Origin of the sequence: Pseudomonas peli (assembly GCF_900099645.1) — a bacterium.
Lineage (GTDB): Bacteria > Pseudomonadota > Gammaproteobacteria > Pseudomonadales > Pseudomonadaceae > Aquipseudomonas > Aquipseudomonas peli.
Genome location: NZ_FMTL01000002.1, coordinates 202,437 through 228,184, shown reverse-complemented (window position 1 = coordinate 228,184; position 25,748 = coordinate 202,437). Strand labels below are relative to the sequence as shown.

Here is a 25,748-nt window from a genome sequence, read left to right as displayed (position 1 = left end):
CCGGCCAGCATGACTCTTATCTCAAGCGACAAGCACCCGGAAGCTGCGGTGTACCGCGCCACCATCGCCGCTGGCGAACCCTTTCTCTGCGAAGTAAAAGCCGGCCAGACCCTGCGCCTGCTCGACCTGGAAGGCAACCAGGCGGTCGATACGCTGTTCTACAGCGCCGCCAACCCGCGCGAGCGCTATGACGTGCAACGCACCCTGCGCAAACAAAACCGCGTGTACCTGACTACCGGCAGCGTGCTGTATTCCAACCTGGGCCAGCCGATGCTGACCATCAGCGCCGACACCTGCGGCCGCCACGACACCCTCGGCGGCGCCTGCGCCCAGGAAAGCAACACCGTTCGCTACGCCCTGGACAAGCGCTATATGCACAGCTGCCGCGACAACTTTTTGCGCGCGAGCCTGCACGACGGCCGTCTGAACAAGGCCGACATCAGCGCCAACATCAACTTCTTTATGAACGTGCCGGTCACCCCCGAAGGCGGCCTGACCTTTGAAGACGGCATCTCCGCCGCCGGCAAATACGTCGAACTCAAGGCGCACATGGACGTGATCGTACTGATCTCCAACTGCCCGCAACTGAACAACCCATGCAACGGCTACAACCCGACTCCGGCTGAAGTGCTGGTGTGGGATTGATGGCCGCCCTTCGCCCCTGAGCGAAGAGCGAGTAAACGCCTTTCAACCACGGACGACCGTGGTGCAGACCGAATACCGCGGGACGGCCCGCCCACCCTTTCGAGGGCATCGCCATGTTCAACAAACTGCTGATCGCCAACCGTGGCGCCATCGCCTGCCGCATCCTGCGTACGCTACGCGCCCTTGATGTACAGGGCGTAGCCGTCTACTCCGAAGCCGACACCGCCAGCCTGCATATCCAACAGGCGGACGAAGCGCACAGCCTGGGCGAAGGCCCGGCAGCCAACACCTACCTGATGGTCGAGAAGATTCTCGCCGTGGCCAAACAGAGCGGCGCCACGGCCATCCACCCCGGTTACGGCTTTCTCTCAGAAAACGCCGCCTTTGCCGAGGCCTGCGAAGCCGCCGGTATTGCCTTTGTCGGCCCAACGCCGGAGCAGCTGCGGGTATTCGGCCTTAAACACACCGCCCGCGCCCTGGCCAAACAGCACGGCGTACCGATGCTTGAAGGCACCGAGTTGCTGGAAAATCTCGACGCCGCGCTGGTCGCGGGCGAACAGGTGGGTTACCCGGTGATGCTGAAAAGCACCGCCGGCGGCGGCGGCATCGGTATGCGCGTATGCAACAGCGCCGCCGAGCTGAGCGACGCCTTCGAGGCGGTCAAACGCCTAGGGCAGAACAACTTCAGCGACAGCGGCGTGTTTATCGAAAAATACATACAACGCGCCCGCCACCTGGAAGTGCAGGTATTTGGCGACGGTCACGGTGAAGTGCTGGCCCTCGGCGTGCGCGACTGCTCGGTGCAGCGGCGTAACCAAAAGGTGCTGGAAGAAACCCCGGCACCCAACCTGCCGGCCGGTATGGCCGAGGAGCTGTGCGCGGCGGCGATCAAGCTGGCCAAGGCGGTCAGCTACCGCAGCGCAGGCACAGTGGAATTTGTCTACGACAGCGAGGCAGCGCGTTTCTATTTCCTTGAGATGAACACCCGTCTGCAGGTCGAGCACGGCGTTACCGAACAGGTGTGGGGCGTCGACCTGGTGCGCTGGATGATCGAACTGGCGGCCGGCGATCTGGCTCCGCTGAGCGAGCTGGCCCAGGGCCTGAAGCCCAGCGGCCATGCCATTCAAGCGCGCCTGTACGCCGAAGATCCGGGCCGCGACTTCCAACCGAGCCCCGGCCTGCTTACCGCCGTGGACTTCCCCAAGGCCGATGGCAAAGCACTGCGTATCGATACCTGGGTCGAAGCCGGTTGCGAAATTCCGCCCTACTTCGACCCGATGATCGCCAAGGTCATCACTTGGGCCGATAGCCGAGAAGCCGCCAGTGCCACCCTCGGTCAAGCCCTGGCCGACACCCTGCTGTATGGCGTGGAAACCAATAGCCAATACTTGCGGCAAATCCTCACTGACGCACCGTTCGCCAGCGGTAACCCCTGGACCCGCTGCCTGGAAAATTTGAACTACCAAGCCACGACCTTTGAAGTGCTGAGCGCCGGCACCCAGACCACCGTGCAGGACTTCCCCGGCCGCCTCGGCTACTGGGCCGTCGGCGTACCGCCATCCGGGCCAATGGATAGCCGCGCCCTGCGCCTGGGCAATCGTCTGCTGGGCAACGAGGCAGATGCCGCCGGCCTGGAAATCACCATGAGCGGCCCGACTCTGCGCTTTAACACCGATGCAGTGGTGGCGGTCACTGGTGCGCCAATCCCGCTAAGCGTCGATGGTATTGAGCAGCCACTGAATACCGCACTGCTGATCAAGGCCGGCAGCACCTTGAGCCTCGGCACTATCAATGGCGCTGGGGCACGTAGCTACCTGTGCCTGCGCGGCGGCGTGCAGGTGCCGGATTATCTCGGCAGCAAAAGCACCTTTACCCTCGGCCAGTTCGGCGGCCATGGCGGCCGTGCTCTGCGTGCCGGTGACGTGCTGCATATCCCCGCGCTGACCGACCTTCAAGCCGGTGCGCAACTGCCCGCCGAGCTGTGTAGCGCCCTGCCCGCAGTGCGTGAAATTCGCGTGATCTACGGCCCGCACGGCGCGCCGGAATACTTCACTCCGGCCTATATCGAGACGTTTTTCGCCACCGACTGGGAAGTGCACTTCAACTCCAGCCGCACCGGCGTGCGCCTGATCGGCCCCAAGCCGGAATGGGTACGCGATAGCGGCGGCGAAGCCGGCTTGCACCCCTCGAATATCCACGACAACCCCTACGCCATCGGCGCGGTGGACTTTACCGGCGATATGCCGGTAATTCTCGGCCCAGACGGTCCCAGCCTGGGCGGCTTTGTTTGCCCAGTAACGATTATCGAGGCGGACCTTTGGCAGCTGGGCCAGCTTAAGGCGGGCGATAAAGTGCGCTTTGCGCCGGTGGATATCGCCACCGCGCGGAAATTGGCCAAGGCCAGCAATGCAGAAACAAGTGACCTGGTAGCCCGGCTGCAATCCGGGGCCGATATGCCGCCGAGTTCCCCGAGTGCAGCCGAGCTACAAAGCCCCATCGTGCTCGATATCGGCGAAGCCGATAAACGTCTGGTCGCACGCCTGTCTGGCGACACCCATCTGCTGCTGGAAATCGGCGCGGCAGAGCTGGATCTGGTGCTGCGTTTCCGTGGCCATGCGCTGATGCAGGCGCTGGAAGCGAAAAACCTCAACGGCGTGATCGACCTCACCCCAGGCATTCGCTCGCTGCAGGTGCATTACCAGCCGGAAACTTTGGCCCTTAGCGATCTGCTCGGCATAGTCGCCGGCGAATGGGACGCCGTGTGCGCCGCACAGGACCTGCGCGTGCCGTCGCGCATCGTTCATCTGCCGCTGTCCTGGGACGATCCGGCCTGCCAGTTGGCGATCGAGAAATACATGACCACGGTGCGCAAAGACGCGCCCTGGTGCCCGAGCAACCTGGAATTTATCCGCCGCATCAATGACCTGCCTAATCTGGATGAGGTGTACAGAACGGTCTTTGACGCCAGTTATCTGGTGATGGGCCTGGGCGACGTCTACCTCGGTGCCCCAGTGGCCACGCCGCTCGACCCGCGCCATCGCCTGGTGACCACCAAGTACAACCCGGCGCGCACCTGGACCGCGGAAAACTCGGTGGGCATCGGCGGCGCCTATATGTGCGTGTACGGCATGGAAGGTCCCGGCGGTTACCAGTTCGTCGGCCGCACCCTGCAGATGTGGAACCGCTACCGCGAAGTGGCCGCCTTCGACGGTAAGCCCTGGCTGCTGCGCTTTTTCGACCAGATCCGCTTCTACCCGGTCTCGGCGGACGAGCTGCTGCGTATCCGTCGTGACTTCCCCCTGGGCCGCTATGACTTGCGTATCGAGCACAGTGAATTGGCCCTGGCCGATTATCAGACCTTTCTTGACCGCGAGGCTGAGGGCATCGAGGCCTTCCGTAACCAACAACGCGCGGCCTTCGACGCCGAACGCCAGCGCTGGATCGCCTCCGGCCAGGCGCACTACGAGAGTGAGGAAGTGGCCGCCGATCTCGGCGAAGACGCCCCGCTCGGCGCCGGCCTGCACAGCATCGACAGCCATATCGCCGGCAACCTCTGGCAAGTGCAGGTAAAAGCCGGCAGCACGGTCAAAGCTGGTGATGTGCTGGTGATTCTTGAGTCGATGAAGATGGAAATCCCCCTGCTCGCCCCGCGCGATGGCGTGGTGCGCGAAGTGCGCGTGCAGCCAGGCTCGCCGGTGCGTGCGGGCCAGCGCGTAGTGGTATTAGAAGAAGTCTGAGGGGCTAACGCCGGTAACTGAGGATGCGCCCCTTAAAGGGTGCATCTGGGTTATCCAGCAGGTTCAGGCTATCGGCCAGCTGCAGGTAGCCGTGCTCCAGCATATGCCGGGAAAACCGCGCGCTGTTGCCGCGGCCCGGGTCGACAATCAGCACCGCCGCATGGCGGTTGCAATGGCGGTCGATAAACCCGGCCAGCAGGCTGGGATGGTCGCGCTCGTAAAGCAGATCGCTGCCGATCACCAGATCAAACAGGCCCAGCTGCTGATAGTCCTCGGCCCAGTCGCAGCTCTGATAAGGCACCGGTTCCAGTTGATTAAGCGCGGCATTGCGCAGCAGAAACTCGCCCGCCAGCGGGTGGTAATCACTGGCGGTGATATCCGCCCCCAGGCGCTGCAGCACCAGGCTGGTCAGCCCCAGGCCGCAGCCCAGTTCAAGAATACGCAGCCCATCCACCGACATGCCGCTCAGGGTTTGCGCCAGCACTTCACCAGCCGGCCACAGCTGACCGAACAGCGACCAGGTGGCCGAGGAGATTCCAGCTTTTTCCGCCAAACCGTCGAGATCGGCGAACTGCTGTTTGTCGCGCAGCGAGCACAGGTGAAAATCCTCCAGCCCGATGCTCAGGGTGGAATATTTGATGCGATAGCTGGCAGGCGCGCTGGGCATGGGGGCTCGGTGTGCTGAAAGGACTGCGGTCAGGGGCAGATCAGCAAGGCGTACGAGCAGCGTACGGGTCACCAAGGAGACTCTTCGTGTTGCCGCACCTTAGTCCTCAAGGCCTGGCGCAGCAAGCACCATGACTGCTGGCAAATCAGCCAGGAGCCGATGTTTCAGCAGCGCGGGCGGTTGCCGAACGCTACAATGCGGCGATTATTTAACCAGCAGAGCCTTGCATGCCTCATCCGTCCCCGCTGACCCGCCAATGGTCCTTGATTGCGCTGCTGCTGGTTCTGCTCGGTTGTGGCTTCCTCGCCACCTCCCTGGCCAGTTACTACACCGCTCTGGATTCAATCCGCGCCGGCATCATCAACACCGAACTGCCGCTGACCTCGGACAACGTCTACTCGGAAATCCAGAAGGACCTGGTTCGGCCCATCCTGATTTCTTCGATGATGTCCCGCGACACCTACGTGCGTGACTGGGTGTTGAGCGGCGAGAAGGATCCTGAGCAGATCACCCGCTACCTGCGTGAAGTGCAGGAGCATTACGCCACGGTCACCAGCTTCTTCGTCTCCGAGAAAACCCACACCTACTACCAGGCCAAGGGCGTGCTCAAGCAGGTGCAGGAAGACGAGCCACGCGATGACTGGTATTTCCGCGTGCGCGACATGCAGACCCCATACGAGATCAATGTCGACGTCGACATGGCCAACGACGACCGCATGACCGTGTTTATCAATTACAAGGTGTTCGATTACCAGCAGCGCTTTATCGGCGCCACCGGCGTCGGCCTGACCGTGGATGCAGTGGTCAAACTGATCGACACCTACCAGCAGCGCTATGAGCGCAGTGTGTTCTTCGTCGACACCAATGGTCGGCTGGTGCTCACGGGTGCCAACGGCGGGCCGATGGGCGCGCGAGTTGGCCAGTCGCTCAGTGAAATTCCCGGCCTGGAAGAGCTGCAGGCCAAGCTGCCGCACCCACAAAGCGGCGACTTCGAGTATCAGGAACACGGCCGCGATCACTTCCTCAATGTGCGTTTTATCCCCGAGCTGAACTGGTACCTGTTTGTCGACAAGCATGAGGACGGCGCCGTCGCGGGCATCCGCAAGTCGCTGTACCTCAATCTGCTGATCTGCCTGGTGGTCACTGTGATCGTCATCAGCCTGGTGAGCCTGGTGCTGCGCCGCTATCAGCGACGCATCAGCGCGCTGGCCACCACCGACCTGCTGACCGAGCTGCCCAACCGCCGTGGCTTTGACCTGCTAGCCAATCAAGCCGTGCAGGAAGCCCGGCGCAGCCCAAGCGCGCTGTGCGCCCTGATGCTCGACCTGGACAACTTCAAACAGCTCAACGACAGCCAGGGCCATATGGCCGGTGATGAAGTGCTGCGTCGCTTTGCCAGCGACCTACGCAGCACCCTGCGTCAGTCCGACATCATCTGCCGCTGGGGTGGCGAGGAATTTATTCTGCTGCTCAAGGACACCACCCCCGAGCAGGCCCGCGAGCTGGGTGAAAAAATCCGCCAGCAAACCGAGCAAAGCTGCATCAGCTTTAACGGCGCGCAGCTACGCATCACCACCAGCATCGGCCTGGCGCAACTGCATGCCGATGAATCCCTGGAGCAGCTGATCACCCGCGCCGACCGCGCCCTGTACCGGGCCAAACAGGGCGGCCGCAACCGCCTGTGTGAAGAAATCGCGTGAGTGATGACACCAACCGCTGCCCCTGCTGCGGGCAGCTCAACCAATGCGCCCAGGCTGGCGCCGACGCACCGGTGAGCGAGTGCTGGTGTTTTAGCGTGTCCATCGATGCCGAGCAGCTGGCCAAACTGCCGCCCGAGCAGCGCAACCGCAGCTGCCTGTGCCCACGCTGCGCCCAGGGTCTGCCTGAACCGTCTGCCGACTAGCCATGCGCCTCGACCGCTTTCTCAGCAACCTGCCCCAGCTCAATCGCCAAGCCGCCCGCCAACTGCTGGCCAGCGGCCGCGTGCAAGTGGACGGCGTGGTGGTTTGCGATGGCTTGTGCGAGGTCAGCCAGTTCAGCCGCATCGAGGTTGATAGCGAGCTGCTGCAGGCCGGCAAAGCCGCACGCTATTTTATGCTGCACAAACCCACCGGCGTGGTCAGTGCCACCGAGCATGAGCAGCACCGCACCGTGCTGGATTTGCTCGATGAGCCGGACAAAGCCGACCTGCACCTGGCCGGCCGCCTGGACCTGAATACCAGCGGCCTGCTGCTGATCACCAACGACGGCCAGTGGTCACGCCGCCTCACCGAGCCGCGCAGCCACCTGGGCAAGGTCTACCGCGTAGAGACCGAACAGCCGATTACTCCTGAGTACATCGAGGTGTTCGCCCGCGGCCTGTACTTCGCCTACGAAGACCTCACCACCCTGCCCGCCGAGCTGGTCATCGTGGATAGCCATAGCGCCCTGCTGACCCTGCACGAAGGCCGCTACCATCAGGTCAAGCGCATGTTTGGCCATTTCCAGAACAAGGTCATCGGCCTGCATCGCCTGAGCATGGGCGCCATCCAACTCGACCCGCAGCTGGCCCCTGGCCAATACCGCGCCCTGACGGCAGCGGAAATCGCCTGCATCTAAGATGGGTGCTTACAAATTACTGCGCTCGGCCATGCTGCGTTGAAATCAGCCTCAAAATGCTCATGTACAACCCGTACACTCCGCTTTCTCGGCTGATTTCGCCTTGCCTGACCATCGCTCGCTACTTTTGTAAGCACCCTCTAGGCAGTTCGTGCTCAAGTCACATACTTAGCTAGCTAACCGACAAACGGTTGTTCGATATTCCAATATTCACTTGCGCCAGCCCGAACGCGGTTGCTTAAATAGAACCATAAGGTCTTATCGTGACCTATCAGTCACTAAAGCCATCTAAGCGTTCTCTCGGTTACTTGCGCACTGCGCGAAATGGGTTCCTGCCTGGTCAAAGACGCCTCTCCACACCTGCCAAAAGGTCGTGGACGGATGCTCTATTTCAGCCCTAACTGATTGAAAATAAATAACTTATAAAATCCTCCAGCCTGACATCTTGCTGTCACGTCCAGGCGCTTTCCTGACTGTCCTGCTTAGCCCGGCTTAACGGCACCGCCGTTTTGCCATGCCCATTTTTGCGCCAGGAGGAAACGACATGAAGCCAGCCATCGCTGTCGTCGATATACACAGGACGTTCAAGGTACACACGGAGTTCTATGCCAACCCCAGCGCGCGCAAGACCATCATCCTGATCAACGGCTCGCTGGCCACCACCGCCGCCTTTGCGCAAACCATCAAGTACCTGCAACCACAGTTCAATGTGGTGCTTTACGATCAGCCCTACGCCGGCCAGTCCAAGCCGCACAACAGCCATAGCCGACCGATCAGCAAGGAAGATGAAGCCACCATCCTGCTGGAGCTGATCGAACAGTTTCAGGTCGACTACCTGCTGTCGTTCTCCTGGGGTGGCGTCGCTGCCATGCTCGCTCTGGCGCAACGCCCGGCGCGTATCGAAAAGGCGGTGATCACCTCCTTCTCGCCCCTGCTGAATGAGCCGATGCTTGATTACCTGGAAAAAGGCATGACCCACTTGCAGGCCATCGACGGCGAAAAGGTCGGCCAGCTGGTCAACAGCACCATCGGCAAATACCTACCCTCCCTGTTCAAGCGCTACAACCATCGCCATATCAGCAGCCTCGACAGCCACGAATACCTGCAGTTGCACGCGCACATCAACCAGGTGGTGCATATGGACAACCACTGCCAGATGGAATGCCTGGCGGCCATCGACATCCCGCTGCTGTTTATCAACGGCGAGCACGACGAATACACCTCTCCGGATGACGTGCGCGTGTTTGCCAAGTACCTGAGTGACTGCCAGTTCGCCACTATCGACAACACCGGGCACTTTCTCGACATGGAGCACAAGAAGGCCTGGCTGCAGAGTCAGTCCGTCATGCTCAAGTTCCTGCAGGCCCCGGCACGCATCAGCTCCAGCAACCGTCCACAGCACGACCTGCACCACGCGATAGCCGTATGAACCACCGCTATGCCCCAAGCCTGCAGCGCCCAGCCACAGATACCCGCGCTGCAGGCTTCATTTCGGCCAAGACTTCCGGTATAAAGGCACCCGCTGCGGGCGTCGTATAGTGGTAATACCCTAGCTTCCCAAGCTAGAGCTGTGGGTTCGATTCCCATCGCCCGCTCCAAATCGCAGTTTTTAAAGCCCTGACTTCTAACAAGATTTCGGGGCTTTTTGCTTTCTGGCCTAGGCCGGTATCGAGAAAGTGTCGAAGATTGGATTGCAGCGCAAAGCTTCCTGCAGGTGATCCTGTGCCAGATGGGTATAGCGCATGGTCATGGTGGCGGACGCATGACCAAACACCTTCTGCAGGGTCAGGATGTTCCCGCCAGTGATGACGAAGTGATAAGCGAAGGTATGGCGAAGCACATGCTTAGCCTGGGCATGAGAAAGGAACGATAGCGGGCGTTCCTGCAAGCGCAGGGCATGAGCCTTAAAGGCTGGCTAATCAGGCAAGTTTACGAGATGACGAGATGGAATCGTCACGGATGGATCTGAGGTCAAGTGCATCCTCGTTCAGCTGATGAATAACCCTGAGCATCTGCTGCCGAAGGACTTGATCACCTGTACGTTCCGCAGCGCGCATAAGTGCAATGGCTGCGTCTTCGTTGTGTTCAGCAATGGTGGTTAGCGTTTTGCGTGCGTTGCGGTTCAAAATCTTGCCCTCGAGTGAAGACGGCAAGGTAGTAGACAATTATTACGGATTGGTTGCAGAGAACGAGCCGCAGACGAATGGACCTGAATTCGTCACACGCGTGCAACAATCTGGAGAGAATATGATGTCACCTGATGCTCATCAGGTGCTCCTCCTAAATTAAGATTTGACCGACGTTTGTTGGTCTTTTTTTGCCTAAAACTCACGGTTCGATTCAATTCGCGAGAGGAACTGGCATAGAAATCTCGATTTCAAAGATGGTGATAGAAGACGGCGAGAAATGGTTAGTAAACACCGGGGCTATAAAGCTTAACTTCAAGGATCAGGCTTCAGCTGTCGAGTTCACCGAAAAGCTAAAAGAACGTATCGAAGCGCCGCACAAGCTGCCGAGTAGTGCGCTAGAGCCAATCACTTCAGCGTTTGCTGTAGAGAACGTTTAAGCCCTAAAAATCAAAGCCCCCCCCACAAGAACTCAAAACATAAAGCCCCGACTTCTAACCAGATTTCGGGGCTTTTTACTGGGTGGCTTAAGCACTATCCAGCGGAAATAGCAGACTGAAGCTCGTGCCCGCCTGGGCGCTGGTAACACGAACCTGACCGCCATGGGCATGCATGATCGAACGCACAATGGCCAAGCCCAGGCCACCCGAATCATCGGGCTGGTTACGCGAGGGGTCGCAGCGATAAAAGCGTTCAAACAGACGCGGCAGGTGTTCGGCGGCAATGGGTTCACCGAAGTTGTGCACGCTGATCTCAACGACTCCATCGCACAAACTGCTGCTGATGGTGACAGCACTGTCAGGTATGCCGTAACGCAGCGCATTCGCCAACAGGTTAGCCAAGGCGCGACGGACTAACTGCGGGTCGGCGACTAAAGTGCCACTGCCCTTGTTAATCAACTCGATGGCGCACTCCTGTGCTGTGCCATCGAAGTACTCGCAGAGCTGTTCGACCAATTCGTGCAGGTCAACCAGTTGCCGGTTGATCGAAGCATCAGCCTGCTCGGTACGCGCGAGAAACAACATACTGTCGATCATTCGCGCCAATCGGTCGTACTCCTCAAGATTGGAAACCAGCAAGTTCTGGTATTCATCCACTGAACGTGGACGTGCGAGGGTTTGCTGCGCGTGCCCCATTAGGTTACTCAGCGGAGTGCGCATCTCATGGGCAAGGTCTTCTGAAAAGCGCGAGAGCTGGGCAAATCCGTCTTCAAGACGCGCGAGCATCAGGTTTAACGCCTTGCTGAGCGCCTGCAATTCGCTGACATCTTTAAACTCATCCAGGCGCAGGTGTAGGTGCTGCACGTCAATGGCAGCAGCGCGCATTGCCAGCTGTCGCACCGGCTGCAAACCACGCAGGCTGACCAGCCAGCCGAACCCAAACGCTAAGAATGCGCCAACCGATAAGGCCAACCAGAGTTTGAGGCGATACGCCGCTAGCATCTGCTCACGCTCGCTGAGCAGCTTTCCGGCAATCAGGGTTAGGCGACGATCGCCTCGGGTGACATCCAACCAGGCCAGGCGCAAAAGTTCACTGCTTTGGCTATCGCCTAGGGTGGCTCGCTCGGCAGCTGGCAACACGGGCAGCGGCATTAAGGTTGGGTTGATCTCGATCAGCCGCTGCCCGGCGTCATCGATAATCCACAGCAAACTATCGCGATTACCCAGCATGTTTTCATAGAGCTGCGGCCTGCTACGCAGGGCCTCAATGCTCTGGCTGTCGTCAAGCAAGGCCTGCATGCGCTCCAGCCGGCCAAGCAATGCCTGATCATCGCGCCAGGCAATTTCGCGCTGCAGCGATTGGTACAGGGAAAAACCAATTAGGCCCAATAACAACGTGCTGACCAAGGCGAACATCACGGCGAGGCGCACGCTCAACGCGCGCGGCCACAGCCTCATGACTGCGCCTCAAGCATGTACCCCATGCCGCGCACAGTGTGGATCAGCTTAAGCTGGTATGGGTCGTCGACCTTGGCACGCAGGCGGCGGATGGCCACATCGACCACGTTGGTGTCACTGTCGAAATTCATCTGCCAGACATGCGAAGCAATCAAGGTACGCGACAACACCTCCCCCTCACGGCTGAGCAACAAGTGCAGCAGAGAGAACTCCTTGTTGGTCAGGGTCACGCGTTCACCATTGCGGGTGACTTTGCGCCGTAACAGGTCTAGATGCAGATCCGCCACTTGAAACTGCTCAACCTCACGCGGCGGCCCACGACGCAGCAAGGTACGTACGCGAGCCAGTAACTCGGCGTAAGAAAAGGGTTTGACCAAGTAATCATCAGCGCCCAGTTCCAGCCCTTTGACACGGTCCTCCACCGCATCACGCGCAGTGAGAAACAGTACCGGTGTTTGCAGCTTGCGCCGAATGATCTGCAGCAGCTGCCAGCCATCCAAACCGGGCAACATGACATCAAGAATGATCAGGTCGAACTCATGTTCCTGCACCAGGTGCTGGCCATCCAGACCATTCAGGGCAACGTCCACGCGATACCCCGACTCACCTAAGCCTTTGCTCAAGTAATCCGCGGTTTTTACTTCGTCTTCGACCACCAGAATGCGCATCTTTTCCTCCAGCACAGGCGCATAGCCTAGGCCGTTCTGCGCGGCGCTCCCATTACAAATTGGTAATCCAAGCGCAATCCGTTTGACGGTGACGCTTGGGCAGCATGGTCACCCATCGCTCAGCTGAGCCCAACCCTGGAGACCGATATGTTACTTCGCACCGCCACCTTGTCATTACTTGCACTGGCCATGGGTTCTTCTGCCGCATGGGCCACTGACGCACAAGTTGCCCAGCGCCCAGACGTCACCCTGGCGCTGGCGAACAACTTACTCAGCGCCACGCTGGCGGCATGCCATGCCGATGGCCGTACCGGCGTTGCCGCTGTAGTCGACCGTGGCGGCAACCTGGTTGCAGTGCAGCGTGACGACAATGTCGGCCCGCACAACACCGTGGCGGCGCAGCGCAAAGCCTTTACCGCCCTGTCGACTAAAACCTCCACACGCCTGCTGTCTGAACGTGCCCGCAACAACCCGGATGCCGAAAACCTCAACACCCTCGATGAGCTGCTGCTGCTCGGTGGCGGCGTGCCATTGACGGTGGGAAATCAGGTCATCGGTGCCATCGGTGTCGCAGGCGCCGGCGGCGCTGAGATCGATGAAGGCTGCGCCCTGAAAGCCATTGCTCAAATTTTACCCACCACTCACTGATTAGGAGTCACACCATGAAACTGCTGAAAACCCTGTTTGCCGGCGCTGTCCTCAGCGGCCTTTCCTCCCTGGCCCTGGCAGCTGGTAACCCGCTGAGCGTGCACGTGCTGAACCTGCAAGACGGTCTACCTTCGCCTGAAGTCAACGTGACCCTGGAAAAACAGGACGGTAAAAACTGGAACATGCTCAACAGCGGCGCAACCAACGAACAAGGCCGCATTACCGCCCTGTACCCAGCAGACAAAGCGCTGGAGAAAGGCACCTACCGCGTGACGTTCAAGACAGGTGAATGGTTCAAGAAGCACGCTACAGCGAGCTTCTTCCCGGAAGTGCCGGTGATCTTCGAAGTCGACGGCACCGTGCCGCACTACCACATTCCGTTGCTGCTCAGCCCTTACGGCTTCTCCACCTACCGCGGTAACTAAGCCGTCAGAGGCCGGCTAATGCGCCGCGCACTCGCTGGCGCGTTAGCTTAGAGCGAATAAAAAATGCCCGCATTGCGCGGGCATTTTTTGTTGGCGGTAGAGCGTGTCAGGATCGAAGCGGGTTAGACCACACCCTGCGCCAGCATGGCGTCAGCGACTTTGACGAAGCCGGCGATGTTGGCGCCTTTGACGTAGTTGACTCGTCCATTCTCTTCACCGTAACGCACACAGGCGCTGTGGATGCTTTGCATGATGCTGTGCAAGCGCTCGTCCACTTCGCCAGCAGTCCAGTTCAGGCGCATGGCGTTTTGGCTCATTTCCAGGCCGCTGGTGGCCACGCCACCAGCGTTTGATGCCTTGCCTGGGGCAAAGCAGATGCCCGCGTCAATAAACAGATCCACCGCTTCCAAGGTCGAGGGCATATTCGCCCCTTCGGCCACGCAGAAGCAGCCGTTGCTCAGCAGCGCTTTAGCATCCTCAGCATCCAGTTCATTCTGTGTGGCGCATGGCAGCGCGATGTCGCACGACAGCTGCCAAGGGCGCTTGCCGGCAAGGAAGTTCAGTTTGAAGTGCGCGGCCATTTCGCTAAGACGACCACGACGCACGTTTTTCAGCTCCATCAGGTGCTGCCACTGCTCCTCAGTCAGGCCATCAGGGGTATGCAGAGTGCCCTCAGAGTCCGACATGGACACCACCATACCGCCCAGTTCCATAACCTTCTGCGCCGCGTACTGGGCTACGTTGCCTGAACCTGAGATAACCACGCGCTGGCCTTCAACGCCGCGGTTGATCCGTTTGAGCATTTCCTGAGCGAAGTACACACAGCCATAGCCGGTGGCTTCCGGGCGAATAAGGCTGCCGCCGTAGGTAATGCCCTTGCCGGTCAGCACCGAAGTGAACTGATTAGCCAGGCGTTTGTACTGGCCGAACATATAGCCGATCTCACGGCCGCCAACGCCGATATCCCCGGCGGGCACATCTAGGTCCGCACCGATATGGCGGTACAGCTCGCTCATAAAGGCCTGGCAGAAGCGCATGACTTCGTTGTCGCTTTTGCCCTTCGGGTCGAAATCCGAGCCACCTTTACCGCCGCCCATTGGCAGCGAGGTCAGCGAGTTTTTGAACACCTGCTCAAAGGCCAGAAACTTCAGCACACCTAGGTTAACCGAGGGGTGGAAACGCAGGCCGCCCTTGTACGGGCCAATAGCGCTGCTCATTTGCACCCGATAGCCACGGTTGACCTGCACCCGCCCTGCGTCATCAACCCAGGACACGCGGAACAGCACCACCCGCTCCGGCTCGACCATACGCTCAACAATGCCGGCCTGCAGGTAGCGCGGATTGGCTTCGAGGAATGGCCACAGCGAACGCAGCACTTCTTCCACGGCCTGATGAAACTCCGGCTGGTGAGGGTCACGCTGCTTCAAGCGGGAAAGGAAAAGCTCGACGGATTCGCTCATAGGGGTACCCAAACAGTGCCCAGAACACAGGGCAGATCGACTGAAAAGTGCGCCGCACTCTAGCAGTCAGCCTGGCGCCATAACAGCGCAAAATGTCGCATTAATGAATCTTTTTGGTGCGCTCTCATAAAGCTAGTGCTCTATTGCGCGGATAAAACAGGCAAATAAATGCGCATATTCAGGGCGATAAGCGCACAGTTTTAAGGCATTTGCATTATGCAACGCGCAGCAAGCCCGCCTCGGCAGTATGAGCATGGCGTCTGGATAAGAATTAGGACGTGGATGGATCAGCGCAGAAAAAGCAGGAGACGGTAGTTAACCACCGGCAGAAAAAATGGCGTTCCCAACTGGATTCGAACCAGTATCTAGCCCTTAGGAGGGGCTTATTCTATCCATTGAACTATGGGAACCGAGGCTGGATAGACGGGCCACCAGCGGGCGGCATCTTAGCGAGGCTGGGCGGTTTTGTCATGCCGCTGCCATCATCTCGGCGCCATACTGCCAACTGACTGCCAACTGACTGCCAACCGGCTGTCATAAGGAGAAGAGATCGCCATGCGCCCTGCTGCTTCGCATCATCTGCCGGATTCGCCTTTTGCCGATTTTCACCTGCGTGCGGTCAGCGTTAACGATGCATCGGCCCTGGCTGCCTTGCTGCAACAGTTAGCGCCCGATGAGCCGCGTGCCGATGCCAAGCTGCTGGCGTTGCGCTTGAGTGAGCTGCCGGTGAGCCGTGTGGTGCTGGTGGCCGAGCGTGACGGCAAGTTGCTCGGCACCTGCACGATCAATCTGATCGAGCACCTGGCGCACAATTTTGCCCGCTCGGCGATTCTGGAAGATGTGGTGGTGGATATTGAGGCGCGCGGCCTGGGGATTGGCCAGGCGCTGATGGGCAAAGCCATCGAACGCGCCCGCGCCTGGGGGTGTTACAAGGTGGCGCTGTCCAGCAGCCAGAGCCGTGAGGCCGCCCATGCGTTTTATGCAAATCTGGGTTTTAAGCTGCATGGCGTCAGCCTGGCGTTGATGCTGGATTAAGACGCTGTAGGAGCGGGGGGGACGCCTAGTTCCATGCCCGCGAATCGATGTTGACCTGAAAGCATCGCGGGCATGGCCCGCTCCTACGGGTTTTGCAAAAACTGCCAGTAGTGCGCTGTTTTTAACGACCGAACCGTTCTTCGGCCAACTGATCGGCAATCTCTACAGTGGTTTTGCTCGCCGCATCGGCGCGTTGGAAGATCTGTTCCAGGGTCGCGCCGATGCCTTCGATATGCGCTTTGAGCTGTGCGGCGCTGCCGCCGGTGCGTTCGTAGCAGACATCAATAATGCCGCCGGCGTTGATCGCGTAATCCGGCGCGTACAGGCACTCATTACGGCGCAGGGTTTCCGCCAGGCTGGCATCGGCCAGTTGGTTGTTGGCGGCCCCGGCGATAATCGGTGCGCGCAGGGCTTCCAGGGTTTGCTGGTTGATAATGCCGCCCATGGCGCAGGGCGCGAATACATCGACATCCAGGCCGAAAATCGCCTGCTGCGGCACAGCGGTTGCGCCCAGCTGCTCGACCGCGCGACGCACATTGGCCTCGACAATATCGGTTACCCACAGCTCGGCGCCGGCGGCTTTCAGCTGGCGCGCCAGGTCGAAGCCCACCTGCCCTACCCCTTGGATTGCCACTTTCAGACCCTGCAGATCATCACGCCCCAGGCGGTGTTTGACCGCTGTCTGGATGCCGATAAACACCCCGTAAGCGGTGGACGGTGACGGATCGCCATTGCGCGTGCCGCCGGCGAAGGCTTCGCGCAGCTCGGCGCCGGATACGTGGCGCGTACGCTCGGCCATGATCTGCATTTCCGCAACGCCGGTGCCGGAGTCGGCGGCGGTGATATAACGCCCGCCGAGGCTGTCGACAAAATCGCCCATGGCCTGGAACAGCGCTGCGCTCTTGCCTTTATGCGGGTCACCGATGATCACTGCCTTGCCCCCGCCCAGGGGCAGGTTGGCCAGAGCCGATTTGTAGGTCATGCCACGCGACAGGCGCAGCACATCGCGCAGCGCTTCATCGTCATTGGCGTAGGGCCACATGCGGCAACCGCCGAGGGCCGGGCCGAGGTTGCTGTTGTGAATGGCGATAATCGCCCGCAGGCCGCTGGCCTTGTCGTGGCCGTAGACCACCTGTTCGTGGTGGTCGAAATCGATATGGGAAAACACGGAAATAGGTGCCTCGTTTTTTTGTTGTAAGAGGTCGCCCTCTCCCGGTTAAGGGAGAGGGTGAAGGTTATAAGCGTCAGGGGTTTGTTATGCGGCCGGCTCGAACAACTGCACGGCTTGGATTTCGCTGACCAGCATGCGCGCTTTGAGCTGGCTGCTCTGCTCGCGCACCTTGGCCAGGCTGCGTTCCTTGACGTGGCCATAGCCGCGGATCTGCTCCGGTAGCTCGGCCAGGGCCAGCGCGGTGCGGTAGTTGTCGGCGTTGAGCTCCTTGAGCAGGTAGTCCAGGTTCTGCTCGTAGTCGTCGATCAGGTCCAACTCCAGCTTGCGCTCAGCGCTGTAGCCGAACAGGTCAAGCGGCGTGCCACGCAGAAACTTGAACTTGGCCAGTACGCCGAAAGCCTTGAGCATCCAGGCGCCGAACTGACGCTTGCGCGGCTCGCCGGTGCTGGCGTCCGGTTTGCTCAGCCAGGACGGTGCCAGGTGGAATTCCAGGCGGTAATCGCCGCTGAACTGCGCCTCCAGCTGACGGATAAAGCTGCCGTCGCTGTACAGCCGCGCCACTTCGTACTCGTCCTTGTAGGCCAGGAGTTTGAAGTAGTAGCGCGCCACGGCCTTGCTCAGCGCCTGGTCAGCGCTCTTGTCGGCTTGCTGCACCCGCGCCACCTGCTCGCGGTAGCGCTCGGCGTAGGCGGCGTTCTGGTAGGCCGTCAGGCGTACAACGCGGTCAGCGATGATGTCTTCCAGGGTCTGGCAATGCGGCGCTTCGATAACTTCCGGCTTGGCCAGACGTTCCACGGCGACCGCGTCATGGGCCGCACGACGGCCCCAGAGGAAGGCCTGCTGATTGAGCTGCACGGCCACGCCGTTAAGCTCGATGGCCTTGTTGATGGCTTCGGCGGATACCGGCACCAGGCCCTTCTGATACGCGAAACCGAGCATAAACAGGTTGGTGGCGATACTGTCGCCGAGCAGGCGGGTAGCCAGGCGGCTGGCATCGACAAAGTGGGTTTTGCTCGCACCCACTGCTTCGATCAGCGCTTCGCGCATGGCCGCGCCAGGCACCTGAGCATCGGGGTTGCGGGTGAATTCAGCGGTGGCCGCTTCATGGCTGTTGACCACCGCATGGGCGATCTTGTCATTCAGCTTGGCCAAAGCCTCTTCGCTGGCCGACACCACCAGATCGCAGCCCAGCAGCAGGTCGGTTTCCCCGGCGGCGATGCGCACGGCGAAGATGTCGTCCTGTTTGGCGGCAACCCGGATATGAGTAATCACCGGGCCGAATTTCTGCGCCAGGCCAGCCTGATCAAGCACGCTGCAGCCCTTGCCTTCGATATGCGCGGCCATGCCGAGCAATGCGCCGACTGTGGTTACGCCGCTGCCGCCGACACCCGGCAGTAGGATATTCCACGGCCGCTCCAGAGTCGGCTGCTTGGGTTCTGGCAAGGCGATAAACAGCGCGCTCAAGCCCACTGCTTCCGGCTTGCGCAGGCTGCCGCCGTGCACAGTGACAAAGCTTGGGCAGAAGCCTTCAACGCAGCTGAAATCCTTGTTGCAGGAGTTCTGGTCGATCTCGCGCTTGCGCCCCAGCTCGGTTTCCAGCGGCAGCACTGACAGGCAGTTGGACTTGACGCTGCAATCGCCACAGCCTTCGCACACTGCCGAGTTGATAAAGGCGCGCTTCTGCGGGTCGACCAGCTTGCCGCGCTTGCGCCGACGGCGCTTCTCGGTGGCGCAGGTCTGGTCATAGATGATCACCGAGCAGCCCTGGAACTCGCGCAACTCGCGCTGCACAGCATCCAGATCACGGCGATGGTGGAAGGTAACGATGGGCGCGAAAGTGTTGCGGGTCGGGTACTTGTCCGGCTCGTCGGTGACCAGGGCGATGCGTTTCACCCCTTCGGCATACACCTGCTGGCTCAGTTGATCGACGCGCAGTTCGCCGTCGATGGGCTGGCCGCCGGTCATGGCCACCGCGTCGTTGTAAAGAATTTTGTAGGTGATATTCACCCCGGCGGCGACCGACGCGCGCAGGGCCAGCTGGCCGGAGTGGAAGTAGGTGCCGTCACCCAGGTTTTGGAAGATATGCGGGGTGTCGGTAAACGGCGCCTGGCCGATCCAGGTCGCGCCCTCGCCGCCCATCTGAGTAAAGGTGTCGGTATTGCGGTCCATCCACTGGGTCATGTAGTGGCAACCGATACCACCCTGGGCGCGGCTGCCTTCCGGTAGTTTGGTCGAGGTGTTATGCGGGCAGCCGGAGCAGAAGTGCGGGGTGCGTACGGTGATGTGTTTGGGCGCGGCCAGCGATGCTTCCTTGGCCGCGAGAAAGGCCAGACGCTCTTCAATCTGTGGGCTGCTGTAGATCGGCGCGAGGCGCTTGGCGATGGCGCGGGCGATCATCGCCGGGGTCAGTTCGGACAGGTTCGGCAGCAGCGAATGGCCGGCCTCATCAAACTCGCCAACCACCACCGGACGCTTACCCACGGGCCAGTTGTACAGCTGACCGGTGAGTTGGTCTTCAATGATGCTGCGTTTTTCCTCGACCACCAGAATCTCGTCCAGGCCCTCGGCGAACTCATGCACGGACACCGGTTCCAGCGGCCAGCTCATACCGACCTTGAGGACACGCAAGCCCACCTGGGCGCACAGCGCTTCATCCAGACCGAGATCATCCAGAGCCTGACGCACATCCAGATAGGACTTGCCGGTGGTGATAATGCCTAAGCGCGGGTTGGGCGAATCGAGCTTGATCTGGTTGAGGTTGTTGGCCAGCGCAAAAGCGCGGGCGGCGTAAATTTTGTAGGTGTTGAGGCGCGCTTCCTGGGCCAGGGGCGGGTCCGGCCAGCGGATATACACACCGTCGTCCGGCAGCTGGAAGTCCTCGGGAATCTTCACCTGCATGCGCAGCGGGTCGACATCCACCACGGCGGAGGAATCGACGTTCTCGGCGATGGTTTTCAGCGCCACCCAGCAACCGCTGTAGCGCGACAGCTCCCAGCCGATGATGCCGTAATCGAGAATTTCCTGAACGTTGGCCGGATTAAGCACCGGGATCGAGGCGGCGATAAACGCATGCTCGCTCTGGTTGGCGATACTCGAAGACTTGCAGCCATGGTCGTCGCCAGCCAGCAGCAGCACGCCGCCATGCTCGGAAACGCCGGCCGAGTTGCCATGCTTGAACACATCACCGCAACGGTCCACACCCGGACCCTTGCCGTACCACATAGCGAACACGCCGTCGTAGCGCGCGCCGGGGAACAGGCTGGTCTGCTGGCTGCCCCACACCGAAGTGGCGGCCAACTCTTCGTTGACGCCCGGCTGGAAGTGGATGTGATTTTCTTTGAGGTACTGCTTGGCGTCCCACAGGCTCTTGTCGAGGTTGCCCAGGGGCGAGCCACGGTAGCCGGAAATAAAGCACGCGGTATTCAGGCCATGAGCTGCGTCGCGTTGCTTCTGCAGCATGGGCAGGCGGGTCAGGGCCTGGGTGCCGGTCAGGTAGAGGTGACCGGTAGCAAGGCGGTACTTGTCATCCAGGCGGATCTCGGCCAGAGACATGGTGGTGCTCCTGTTATTTTTATCGAGAGCTGGGTTGGCAACGGTGAATGCCACCCTTGTTAAGCCTAGTGCGGGATCACCCCACAAGGTGTACGGCCAAGAATATGACTGAGCAGTACGGAGATTTTCTTTCTATTTTCGGGATGAAAAGCCAATACTGCGCATGACCCTTCCAATAAATACAAAAATTAAGGAACAATCATGCAGGACTTGCTCAGCCCCATTGATCGGAAAATTCTCCGCCTGCTGCAGCACAATGCCGACCTCTCCGCCGCCGAGATCGCCGAAAAGGTGGAATTGTCGCAATCGCCCTGCTGGCGGCGGATTCACCGCATGCAGGAAGACGGCATTATCGAGCGCAAGGTGGCCCTGCTCAGCCACAAGCAACTGGGCTTTAGCATCACCGTGTTTGTCGATATCAAACTGTCGGCGCACGGGCGCAGCAACCTGGAAGAATTCGAGCAGGCGGTGGTCGGTTACCCCGAGGTGCTGGAGTGTTTCACCATGGCCGGCGGCTCGGATTACCTACTCAAGGTGGTGGCCAAGGACATCGCCAGCTACGAACGCTTCCTACGCGACCACCTGCTGCAACGCCCGCATGTGCACGAAGCGCACTCGCATATCGCCATGAGCGAGGTCAAACGCACCACCGAGTTGCCGCTGGATTAAGGCGTGAGATCGCCTTACCTAAGCCGCCTCCGCACGCGGCTGGCGCAGGGTGCGTTCCGACTGTGCTTTGCCCGCCCACCACAATGCCAGCGGGCCGAGCAGCAATAGCAGGCCCATCAGGGCAAACGCGGCCCACCAGCCGATTAGACTCTTGTCACCCAGCACATCTAGGCTGATGCCAAACAGCAGCGGGCCGAGGAAGGCGCCGCTAAAGCCGGTGCAGGAATACAGCGCCATGGCCGTACCCCGGTGGCTGGCGGGCGCGACTTCGATCAACCCTGCTGTCAGCGATGACGAATCGGCGGTGACGGCGATGCTGTAGAGCAGCACCAGCACCAGCATCAGCCAGAACGGCAAGGCTGCACTCAGGCCGATAAACAGCGCCAGCAAGGCCGAGCTGAGCATCACTGCGATCAGCCAGCGCTGGCGGCCGAAACGCAGCGCCAGCTCGTTGCCGAAGATGCTCGCGGGCATGCCGATCAGGGTCACCAGCATCGCCACCCAGGTGCCCGACAGCCAGGGATCGCTGCCCTGCAATTGCCCGGAAAACACGACAAAAGCCACCACCCAGGCGCGCAGGGCAAACAGCTCAAGGTTATGCACCGCATACGCCAGGCAGTAAGCCGCTACCGCGCGGCTTTTCAGCGGGGCAAGGTCCAGCAGCTTGCGCGGCGCATGCTGCACCACCGCTTTTGGCTGCAAGCCCCAATAGACCATAGCCCAGGCCAGCAACGCGCAAACGCCACTGAGCAGCGTCGGCAACTGCCAACCGCCGAACTTGGCCAACTCGCCGGCGAGAATAAACGACAGCGCCGTGCCCAAGCCGAAGCTCGCCGTATAGAACGCCACCGCGCGCGACTGCGCCGGCCCGTCGATCCGTTCGGACAACGCCTTGAGCCCCGGCATGTAGGTGCCCGCCAAACCGACGCCCGCCAGCACGCGCCAGGCCAGAGCCGACCAAAAGTCATCGGCAAAGACAAATCCCGCATTGGCCGCCGCCGTCAGCAGCATCGCCGCCAGGTAGATCAGCCGCGCATCGTATTTGTCGGTGAGCCCGGTGAGGATCGGCACCGCGACCATATAGCCGAGAAAGAACCCGCCACCGATCCAGCCCGCCTGGGTATTACTCAGCCCCCACAGCGCCTGAAAATCCGGCAGCAAGGCGGCGAACAGGGCAAAACCGGCCATGCCCAGGGTTTCCGCGCCGCATAGAAGCAGTGTCACGCGACGAGCGTTCATAACACTCGCCCATCGCAGGCCAGGCTAACCCCCGCAGGCAAGGCATCGGGGTGTTCCAGCAGCCAGGCGTCGAAGCTATGGCCGATATGGGTCAGCACGGTTTCTCTCGGTTGCAACTGCAGGGCCACTTCCAGCGCGCGGGTCAGGTCGTTGTGGTTGCGCGGGGCGATGGGTTGCGGCGCGGTGGAGCAGTCCAACACCAGCAGATCCAGCGGCTGCTGGCGCAGCACCTCGGCGCTGGCGTCCGGCACGCCGAGGGTGTCTGTCAGATAGGCGATACGCCGCTGTTCACCACTCGCCGTTAAGCCTTGCAGTAGATAACCAAATGTCGGTTTCGAGTGATTAAGCGGCAGCGCCGTCACGCTTAACTCACCCAGCTGCCGCCGCTCGAAGGCGGCAAACGGCTGGCTGAAATCGAGAATACCGGGGTGTTTGTACAGGTCGGCTAACCCTTCGGGATCATCCGGGCCATGCACCGGAATAATCAGCCCCTGGCCCCAGCGCAGGTGCAGCAAACCCTGGGCGTGATCAGCGTGGTAATGGGTTTGCAGAATGCCGCTCAGGCTATGGGGCGGGAAGCGCTCACACAGATCGCTCAGGCCCGAGTCGATCAGCCAGCGCTGCGCGCCGCATTCAATCAGCGCGCAACAGGGTCCACGACGACGTGCAGGATTCAGACGTGCGCTGTCGCAGGCCGCGCAGCTGCAGTTGTACACCGGCACCTGACGGGCATCGCCGGTGCCGAGCAGGGTCAGGCGCATGCGCGCGCATCGCTAAGCAGTTGCAGCAACTGGGTGACGGTTTGGTCGAGTGGTCCGGAGTTGTTGAGTAGGTATTGCGATTCGCCTTCGTCGCTATCCCCTGCCACCGAGGCAGAAGGAAGTTGCAGTTCGCGGCTACGCGCCAGGCGGGCCTCAATCTGCTCCGCGCTTTCCCGTCCGCGCGCGTGCAGGCGCTGGCGTAGGGCCGCTTCATCCACCTGCAGGAGAATCGCCAGCAGTTCGGGATAACGCTCGCGCGCCTTAAGCAAATAGCCGCGCGAACCATTCACCAGCACGTCCTGCCCCGCCGCCAGCCAGTCATCGATCTGCCGTGGGATGCCATAGGCCAGGCCGTTGGCGCGCCAACTCAGAGCAAAGGCGCCGGCGGCTTCCTGCTGGTCGAACTCGGCCGGCGACACACCGATGGCGTCCTCGCCCACCGCTTCCGCCGAGCGAGTGATCACCCGGCGGGCGATCAGACAACCACGTTCAGCCAGGCGCTCGCGCGCGGCATTCAACAGGCTGTCCTTGCCCGATCCCGAAGGCCCCATCAGATAGATCAACCGGCCACTCATCAGAACACCCTTTTCGCTTGTCGCCAGACTTGCTGGATCACCGCCTGGCCCGCATGCACCTGCGCCTGCACCAGGTCGGCACGCAGGCCGACGCGGATTTCGCCGCGATCATGCAGCCCCGCCGCCTGTGCCGGCACGCGACTGACGGTGGCAATCGCTCGCGGCAGATCATAGCCGTTGTCCTGCCAGGCCAGCAGCAAAGCGGACTGCAGCAGGCTGGCCGGGTAGTAGTCGCTGGAGAGGATATCCAGCACACCCTGCTGAGCCAGTTCAGCGGCGGCGATATTGCCGGAGTGCGAACCGCCGCGCACGATATTCGGCGCGCCCATTAGCACCTTTAGGCCCAGCTCATGGCTGGCCTTGGCGGCCTCCAGGGTGGTGGGAAATTCGGCGATGGACATGCCGAAACCCGCCGACTCCTGCACATGGGCCAGCGTGGCGTCATCGTGGCTGGCCACAGAAATACCACGGGCCTGGCAGTCGGCCACAATGCTGCGGCGCTGACGGTCGCTGTACTGCCGCGAGTTACCCACTTGCTCGACGATAAAGGCCTCCATCTCCGCTTCGCTGAGGTGGTACTTGCCCATGTAGTACTCGCGATATTTGTCTTCCTTGGCGAACTGGCGCTGGCCCGGCGCGTGGTCCATCACCGAGACCAGTTGTACCAGCGGATGCTCGACCAGATCGCGAAACACCGCGAGGGTCTCCGGATGGCAGACCTCGCAGCGCAGGTGCAGGCGGTGATCGGCGCGCATATGCCCGGCCGCTGCGGCTGAAGCAATCGCTTCGAGCATCGCCGGCAGTTGCTGCATGCGTTTGCCGCGCGGGTTGACGTCGCCAATCGCCAGGGCATCGAACACCGTGGTGATGCCCGCCGAAGCGATCTGCGCATCGTGGGTCAGAACCGCCGAAGCCGATGGCCAATCCACCCCCGGCCGAGGGCTCATGTATTTTTCCAGGTTGTCCGTGTGCAGCTCGACCAGGCCGGGCAGCAGGTAATCACCGTTCAAGTTCTGCGCCTGGGGCAAGCCGCTAACGCCCTCTTCTACCTGGGCAATCAGCCCGTCGCGCAGCACCAGGGTGCCGACAAACTCCTGCTCGGCGGTGATGATCCGCGCGTTGGTAAGAATCTGTTCAACCGGCATATACGTACTCCTGCTGCGCCGCAGCGCTCATATCAAGGTAACGATCCGCCACCGCCTCACGGGCGGCGCGGTCGTGGAAGATGCCGATCAGCGCGCTACCGGCGGCCTTGGCTTCATCGATCAGTTCCAGCACCACCTGGCGGTTGGCGTCGTCTAGGGAGGCAGTGGGTTCATCCAGCAGCATCAACGGCCAGGCGACCATAAAGCCGCTGGCAATATTCACCCGCTGCTGCTCGCCGCCCGAGAAGGTGCCGGGGGCGAGTTGCCACAAGGCCTGGGGGATATTCAGGCGGCTGAGCAGGCTTTTCGCCCGAGCCTCGGCATCCGCTTTGCTCCAGCCACGGGCCAGGGCCGGCTCCATCACCACGTCCAGGGTGGCAACACGGGGAATCACCCGCAGAAACTGGCTGACATAGCCCAGGGTCTGCCGGCGTACCGCCAGCACCTGGCGCGGTTCGGCACCGACCAGCTCGACCCATTCGCCGTTGTGCAGCACGCGAATGCTGCCGCCAGCGGCCAGGTAATTGCCGTACAGGGTGCGCAGCAAGGTTGACTTGCCGGCACCGGATTGGCCATGCAGCACCAGGCACTCGCCGGCGCGCACGCTGAAATGCAGCCCGCTCAACACATTCAGCACCACGCCGTGCTGCTGATGCAGGGTGAAGGTCTTGCTGAGGCCGGAGACCTCGATAAGCGTATTCATGATTGACCTCATATTGACCGGCAGCC

At 60.9% G+C, this 25,748-nt stretch carries 22 protein-coding genes, 2 tRNA genes and 1 pseudogene; 12 read left to right on the top strand and 13 right to left on the bottom strand.

Going from position 1 to position 25,748, the window contains the following annotated elements; translation table 11 throughout:
* Positions 1-9 precede the first annotated feature (9 nt).
* Positions 10-645 carry an urea amidolyase associated protein UAAP2 gene (locus tag BLO50_RS09785; RefSeq protein ID WP_090251914.1) on the top strand — a complete coding sequence of 212 codons (636 nt, stop codon included), beginning with the start codon at positions 10-12 and terminating at the stop codon, positions 643-645.
* A 113-nt stretch (positions 646-758) separates the two neighbouring features.
* Positions 759-4,382: an urea carboxylase gene (gene uca, locus BLO50_RS09780; RefSeq protein WP_090251912.1), complete on the top strand. Its 3,624-nt coding sequence runs from the start codon at positions 759-761 to the stop codon at positions 4,380-4,382.
* A gap of 4 nt (positions 4,383-4,386) precedes the next feature.
* On the opposite strand, the gene BLO50_RS09775 is transcribed toward uca, so the two are convergent.
* Positions 4,387-5,049 carry a class I SAM-dependent methyltransferase gene (locus tag BLO50_RS09775; protein ID WP_090251904.1) on the bottom strand — a complete coding sequence of 221 codons (663 nt, stop codon included), beginning with the start codon at positions 5,047-5,049 and terminating at the stop codon, positions 4,387-4,389.
* 227 nt (positions 5,050-5,276) lie between these two features.
* Here BLO50_RS09775 and BLO50_RS09770 point away from each other — a divergent pair, with 227 nt between their 5' ends.
* The 5 genes from BLO50_RS09770 to BLO50_RS09750 all read left to right on the top strand — a co-directional run bounded on the left by BLO50_RS09770 (position 5,277) and on the right by BLO50_RS09750 (position 9,245).
* Complete coding sequence (locus tag BLO50_RS09770) at positions 5,277-6,749, top strand: sensor domain-containing diguanylate cyclase (protein ID WP_090251902.1); 1,473 nt, start codon at positions 5,277-5,279, stop codon at positions 6,747-6,749.
* Positions 6,746-6,952 carry a cysteine-rich CWC family protein gene (locus BLO50_RS09765; RefSeq protein WP_090251900.1) on the top strand — a complete coding sequence of 69 codons (207 nt, stop codon included), beginning with the start codon at positions 6,746-6,748 and terminating at the stop codon, positions 6,950-6,952. The genes BLO50_RS09770 and BLO50_RS09765 overlap by 4 nt, the downstream gene beginning before the upstream one ends.
* Before the next feature lie 2 nt (positions 6,953-6,954).
* A complete protein-coding gene (locus BLO50_RS09760; RefSeq protein ID WP_090251897.1) occupies positions 6,955-7,647 on the top strand; it encodes a pseudouridine synthase in 693 nt (230 codons plus the stop codon).
* A 544-nt stretch (positions 7,648-8,191) separates the two neighbouring features.
* Positions 8,192-9,076, top strand: a complete 885-nt coding sequence (locus tag BLO50_RS09755) for an alpha/beta fold hydrolase (protein WP_090251894.1) — start codon at positions 8,192-8,194, stop codon at positions 9,074-9,076.
* Between the two features lie 95 nt (positions 9,077-9,171).
* Positions 9,172-9,245: transfer RNA gene (locus BLO50_RS09750), tRNA-Gly, on the top strand.
* An 80-nt stretch (positions 9,246-9,325) separates the two neighbouring features.
* On the opposite strand, the pseudogene BLO50_RS09745 reads toward BLO50_RS09750, so the two are convergent.
* Positions 9,326-9,511, bottom strand: a pseudogene (locus BLO50_RS09745) (tyrosine-type recombinase/integrase); the annotation flags it as partial.
* Between the two features lie 519 nt (positions 9,512-10,030).
* Between BLO50_RS09745 and BLO50_RS09735 the strand changes: the two are divergent.
* Positions 10,031-10,213, top strand: coding sequence for a hypothetical protein (locus BLO50_RS09735; RefSeq protein ID WP_090251887.1), 183 nt, complete (start codon positions 10,031-10,033; stop codon positions 10,211-10,213).
* A gap of 87 nt (positions 10,214-10,300) precedes the next feature.
* Here the strand turns inward: BLO50_RS09735 and BLO50_RS09730 are convergent, their stop codons facing one another.
* Together BLO50_RS09730 and BLO50_RS09725 are read right to left on the bottom strand one after the other, a co-directional pair.
* Positions 10,301-11,671, bottom strand: coding sequence for a heavy metal sensor histidine kinase (locus BLO50_RS09730; protein ID WP_090251884.1), 1,371 nt, complete (start codon positions 11,669-11,671; stop codon positions 10,301-10,303).
* On the bottom strand, positions 11,668-12,339 hold the full coding sequence (locus BLO50_RS09725; RefSeq protein WP_090251882.1) for a heavy metal response regulator transcription factor: 672 nt from the start codon (positions 12,337-12,339) through the stop codon (positions 11,668-11,670). Before BLO50_RS09725 ends, BLO50_RS09730 begins: the two co-directional genes overlap by 4 nt.
* A 147-nt stretch (positions 12,340-12,486) precedes the next feature.
* Here BLO50_RS09725 and BLO50_RS09720 point away from each other — a divergent pair, with 147 nt between their 5' ends.
* Both BLO50_RS09720 and uraH read left to right on the top strand, forming a co-directional pair.
* Positions 12,487-12,987, top strand: coding sequence for a GlcG/HbpS family heme-binding protein (locus BLO50_RS09720; protein WP_090251880.1), 501 nt, complete (start codon positions 12,487-12,489; stop codon positions 12,985-12,987).
* Positions 12,988-13,001: 14 nt separating this feature from the next.
* Positions 13,002-13,412: a hydroxyisourate hydrolase gene (gene uraH / locus BLO50_RS09715; protein ID WP_090251877.1), complete on the top strand. Its 411-nt coding sequence runs from the start codon at positions 13,002-13,004 to the stop codon at positions 13,410-13,412.
* Between the two features lie 122 nt (positions 13,413-13,534).
* On the opposite strand, the gene gdhA is transcribed toward uraH, so the two are convergent.
* Entirely contained in the window at positions 13,535-14,872 is a 1,338-nt protein-coding gene (gene gdhA, locus BLO50_RS09710; RefSeq protein WP_090251875.1) for an NADP-specific glutamate dehydrogenase, read from the bottom strand.
* Positions 14,873-15,207: 335 nt separating this feature from the next.
* Positions 15,208-15,282 (bottom strand) — tRNA-Arg (locus tag BLO50_RS09705).
* Between the two features lie 145 nt (positions 15,283-15,427).
* Here BLO50_RS09705 and BLO50_RS09700 point away from each other — a divergent pair.
* Positions 15,428-15,907: a GNAT family N-acetyltransferase gene (locus BLO50_RS09700; RefSeq protein WP_090251872.1), complete on the top strand. Its 480-nt coding sequence runs from the start codon at positions 15,428-15,430 to the stop codon at positions 15,905-15,907.
* 121 nt (positions 15,908-16,028) lie between these two features.
* On the opposite strand, the gene BLO50_RS09695 is transcribed toward BLO50_RS09700, so the two are convergent.
* Together BLO50_RS09695 and BLO50_RS09690 are read right to left on the bottom strand one after the other, a co-directional pair.
* On the bottom strand, positions 16,029-17,081 hold the full coding sequence (locus tag BLO50_RS09695) for a Glu/Leu/Phe/Val dehydrogenase dimerization domain-containing protein (RefSeq protein WP_090251870.1): 1,053 nt from the start codon (positions 17,079-17,081) through the stop codon (positions 16,029-16,031).
* Between the two features lie 81 nt (positions 17,082-17,162).
* Complete coding sequence (locus BLO50_RS09690) at positions 17,163-20,630, bottom strand: indolepyruvate ferredoxin oxidoreductase family protein (protein ID WP_090251867.1); 3,468 nt, start codon at positions 20,628-20,630, stop codon at positions 17,163-17,165.
* A 201-nt stretch (positions 20,631-20,831) separates the two neighbouring features.
* On the opposite strand from BLO50_RS09690, the gene BLO50_RS09685 reads away from it, so the two are divergent.
* The gene (locus BLO50_RS09685) at positions 20,832-21,299 is read left to right on the top strand and encodes an Lrp/AsnC family transcriptional regulator (protein ID WP_090251864.1); all 468 of its coding nucleotides are present in this window, start codon (positions 20,832-20,834) and stop codon (positions 21,297-21,299) included.
* Between the two features lie 18 nt (positions 21,300-21,317).
* Here BLO50_RS09685 and BLO50_RS09680 read toward each other — a convergent pair whose 3' ends face one another.
* From BLO50_RS09680 to phnL, 5 genes are read right to left on the bottom strand one after another with little or no spacing between them, the layout of a single operon-like run.
* Entirely contained in the window at positions 21,318-22,538 is a 1,221-nt protein-coding gene (locus tag BLO50_RS09680; RefSeq protein ID WP_090251862.1) for an MFS transporter, read from the bottom strand.
* Positions 22,535-23,299, bottom strand: coding sequence for a phosphonate metabolism protein PhnP (gene phnP, locus BLO50_RS09675; RefSeq protein ID WP_090251860.1), 765 nt, complete (start codon positions 23,297-23,299; stop codon positions 22,535-22,537). Before phnP ends, BLO50_RS09680 begins: the two co-directional genes overlap by 4 nt.
* On the bottom strand, positions 23,290-23,874 hold the full coding sequence (gene phnN / locus BLO50_RS09670) for a phosphonate metabolism protein/1,5-bisphosphokinase (PRPP-forming) PhnN (protein WP_090251856.1): 585 nt from the start codon (positions 23,872-23,874) through the stop codon (positions 23,290-23,292). Before phnN ends, phnP begins: the two co-directional genes overlap by 10 nt.
* The gene (locus tag BLO50_RS09665; RefSeq protein WP_090251854.1) at positions 23,874-25,019 is read right to left on the bottom strand and encodes an alpha-D-ribose 1-methylphosphonate 5-triphosphate diphosphatase; all 1,146 of its coding nucleotides are present in this window, start codon (positions 25,017-25,019) and stop codon (positions 23,874-23,876) included. The genes phnN and BLO50_RS09665 overlap by 1 nt, the downstream gene beginning before the upstream one ends.
* Positions 25,009-25,722, bottom strand: coding sequence for a phosphonate C-P lyase system protein PhnL (phnL, locus tag BLO50_RS09660; protein WP_090251851.1), 714 nt, complete (start codon positions 25,720-25,722; stop codon positions 25,009-25,011). Before phnL ends, BLO50_RS09665 begins: the two co-directional genes overlap by 11 nt.
* Positions 25,723-25,748 lie beyond the last annotated feature (26 nt).

Bases quoted from the DNA above. Each gene is read 5' to 3' on its own strand.
- BLO50_RS09785 (WP_090251914.1), top strand. From the start codon at position 10: ATGACTCTTATCTCAAGCGACAAGCACCCGGAAGCTGCGGTGTACCGC.
- uca (WP_090251912.1), top strand. From the start codon at position 759: ATGTTCAACAAACTGCTGATCGCCAACCGTGGCGCCATCGCCTGCCGC.
- BLO50_RS09775 (WP_090251904.1), bottom strand. From the start codon at position 5,049: ATGCCCAGCGCGCCTGCCAGCTATCGCATCAAATATTCCACCCTGAGC.
- BLO50_RS09770 (WP_090251902.1), top strand. From the start codon at position 5,277: ATGCCTCATCCGTCCCCGCTGACCCGCCAATGGTCCTTGATTGCGCTG.
- BLO50_RS09760 (WP_090251897.1), top strand. From the start codon at position 6,955: ATGCGCCTCGACCGCTTTCTCAGCAACCTGCCCCAGCTCAATCGCCAA.
- BLO50_RS09755 (WP_090251894.1), top strand. From the start codon at position 8,192: ATGAAGCCAGCCATCGCTGTCGTCGATATACACAGGACGTTCAAGGTA.
- BLO50_RS09735 (WP_090251887.1), top strand. From the start codon at position 10,031: ATGGTGATAGAAGACGGCGAGAAATGGTTAGTAAACACCGGGGCTATA.
- BLO50_RS09730 (WP_090251884.1), bottom strand. From the start codon at position 11,671: ATGAGGCTGTGGCCGCGCGCGTTGAGCGTGCGCCTCGCCGTGATGTTC.
- BLO50_RS09725 (WP_090251882.1), bottom strand. From the start codon at position 12,339: ATGCGCATTCTGGTGGTCGAAGACGAAGTAAAAACCGCGGATTACTTG.
- BLO50_RS09720 (WP_090251880.1), top strand. From the start codon at position 12,487: ATGTTACTTCGCACCGCCACCTTGTCATTACTTGCACTGGCCATGGGT.
- uraH (WP_090251877.1), top strand. From the start codon at position 13,002: ATGAAACTGCTGAAAACCCTGTTTGCCGGCGCTGTCCTCAGCGGCCTT.
- gdhA (WP_090251875.1), bottom strand. From the start codon at position 14,872: ATGAGCGAATCCGTCGAGCTTTTCCTTTCCCGCTTGAAGCAGCGTGAC.
- BLO50_RS09700 (WP_090251872.1), top strand. From the start codon at position 15,428: ATGCGCCCTGCTGCTTCGCATCATCTGCCGGATTCGCCTTTTGCCGAT.
- BLO50_RS09690 (WP_090251867.1), bottom strand. From the start codon at position 20,630: ATGTCTCTGGCCGAGATCCGCCTGGATGACAAGTACCGCCTTGCTACC.
- BLO50_RS09685 (WP_090251864.1), top strand. From the start codon at position 20,832: ATGCAGGACTTGCTCAGCCCCATTGATCGGAAAATTCTCCGCCTGCTG.
- BLO50_RS09680 (WP_090251862.1), bottom strand. From the start codon at position 22,538: ATGAACGCTCGTCGCGTGACACTGCTTCTATGCGGCGCGGAAACCCTG.
- phnP (WP_090251860.1), bottom strand. From the start codon at position 23,299: ATGCGCCTGACCCTGCTCGGCACCGGCGATGCCCGTCAGGTGCCGGTG.
- phnN (WP_090251856.1), bottom strand. From the start codon at position 23,874: ATGAGTGGCCGGTTGATCTATCTGATGGGGCCTTCGGGATCGGGCAAG.
- BLO50_RS09665 (WP_090251854.1), bottom strand. From the start codon at position 25,019: ATGCCGGTTGAACAGATTCTTACCAACGCGCGGATCATCACCGCCGAG.
- phnL (WP_090251851.1), bottom strand. From the start codon at position 25,722: ATGAATACGCTTATCGAGGTCTCCGGCCTCAGCAAGACCTTCACCCTG.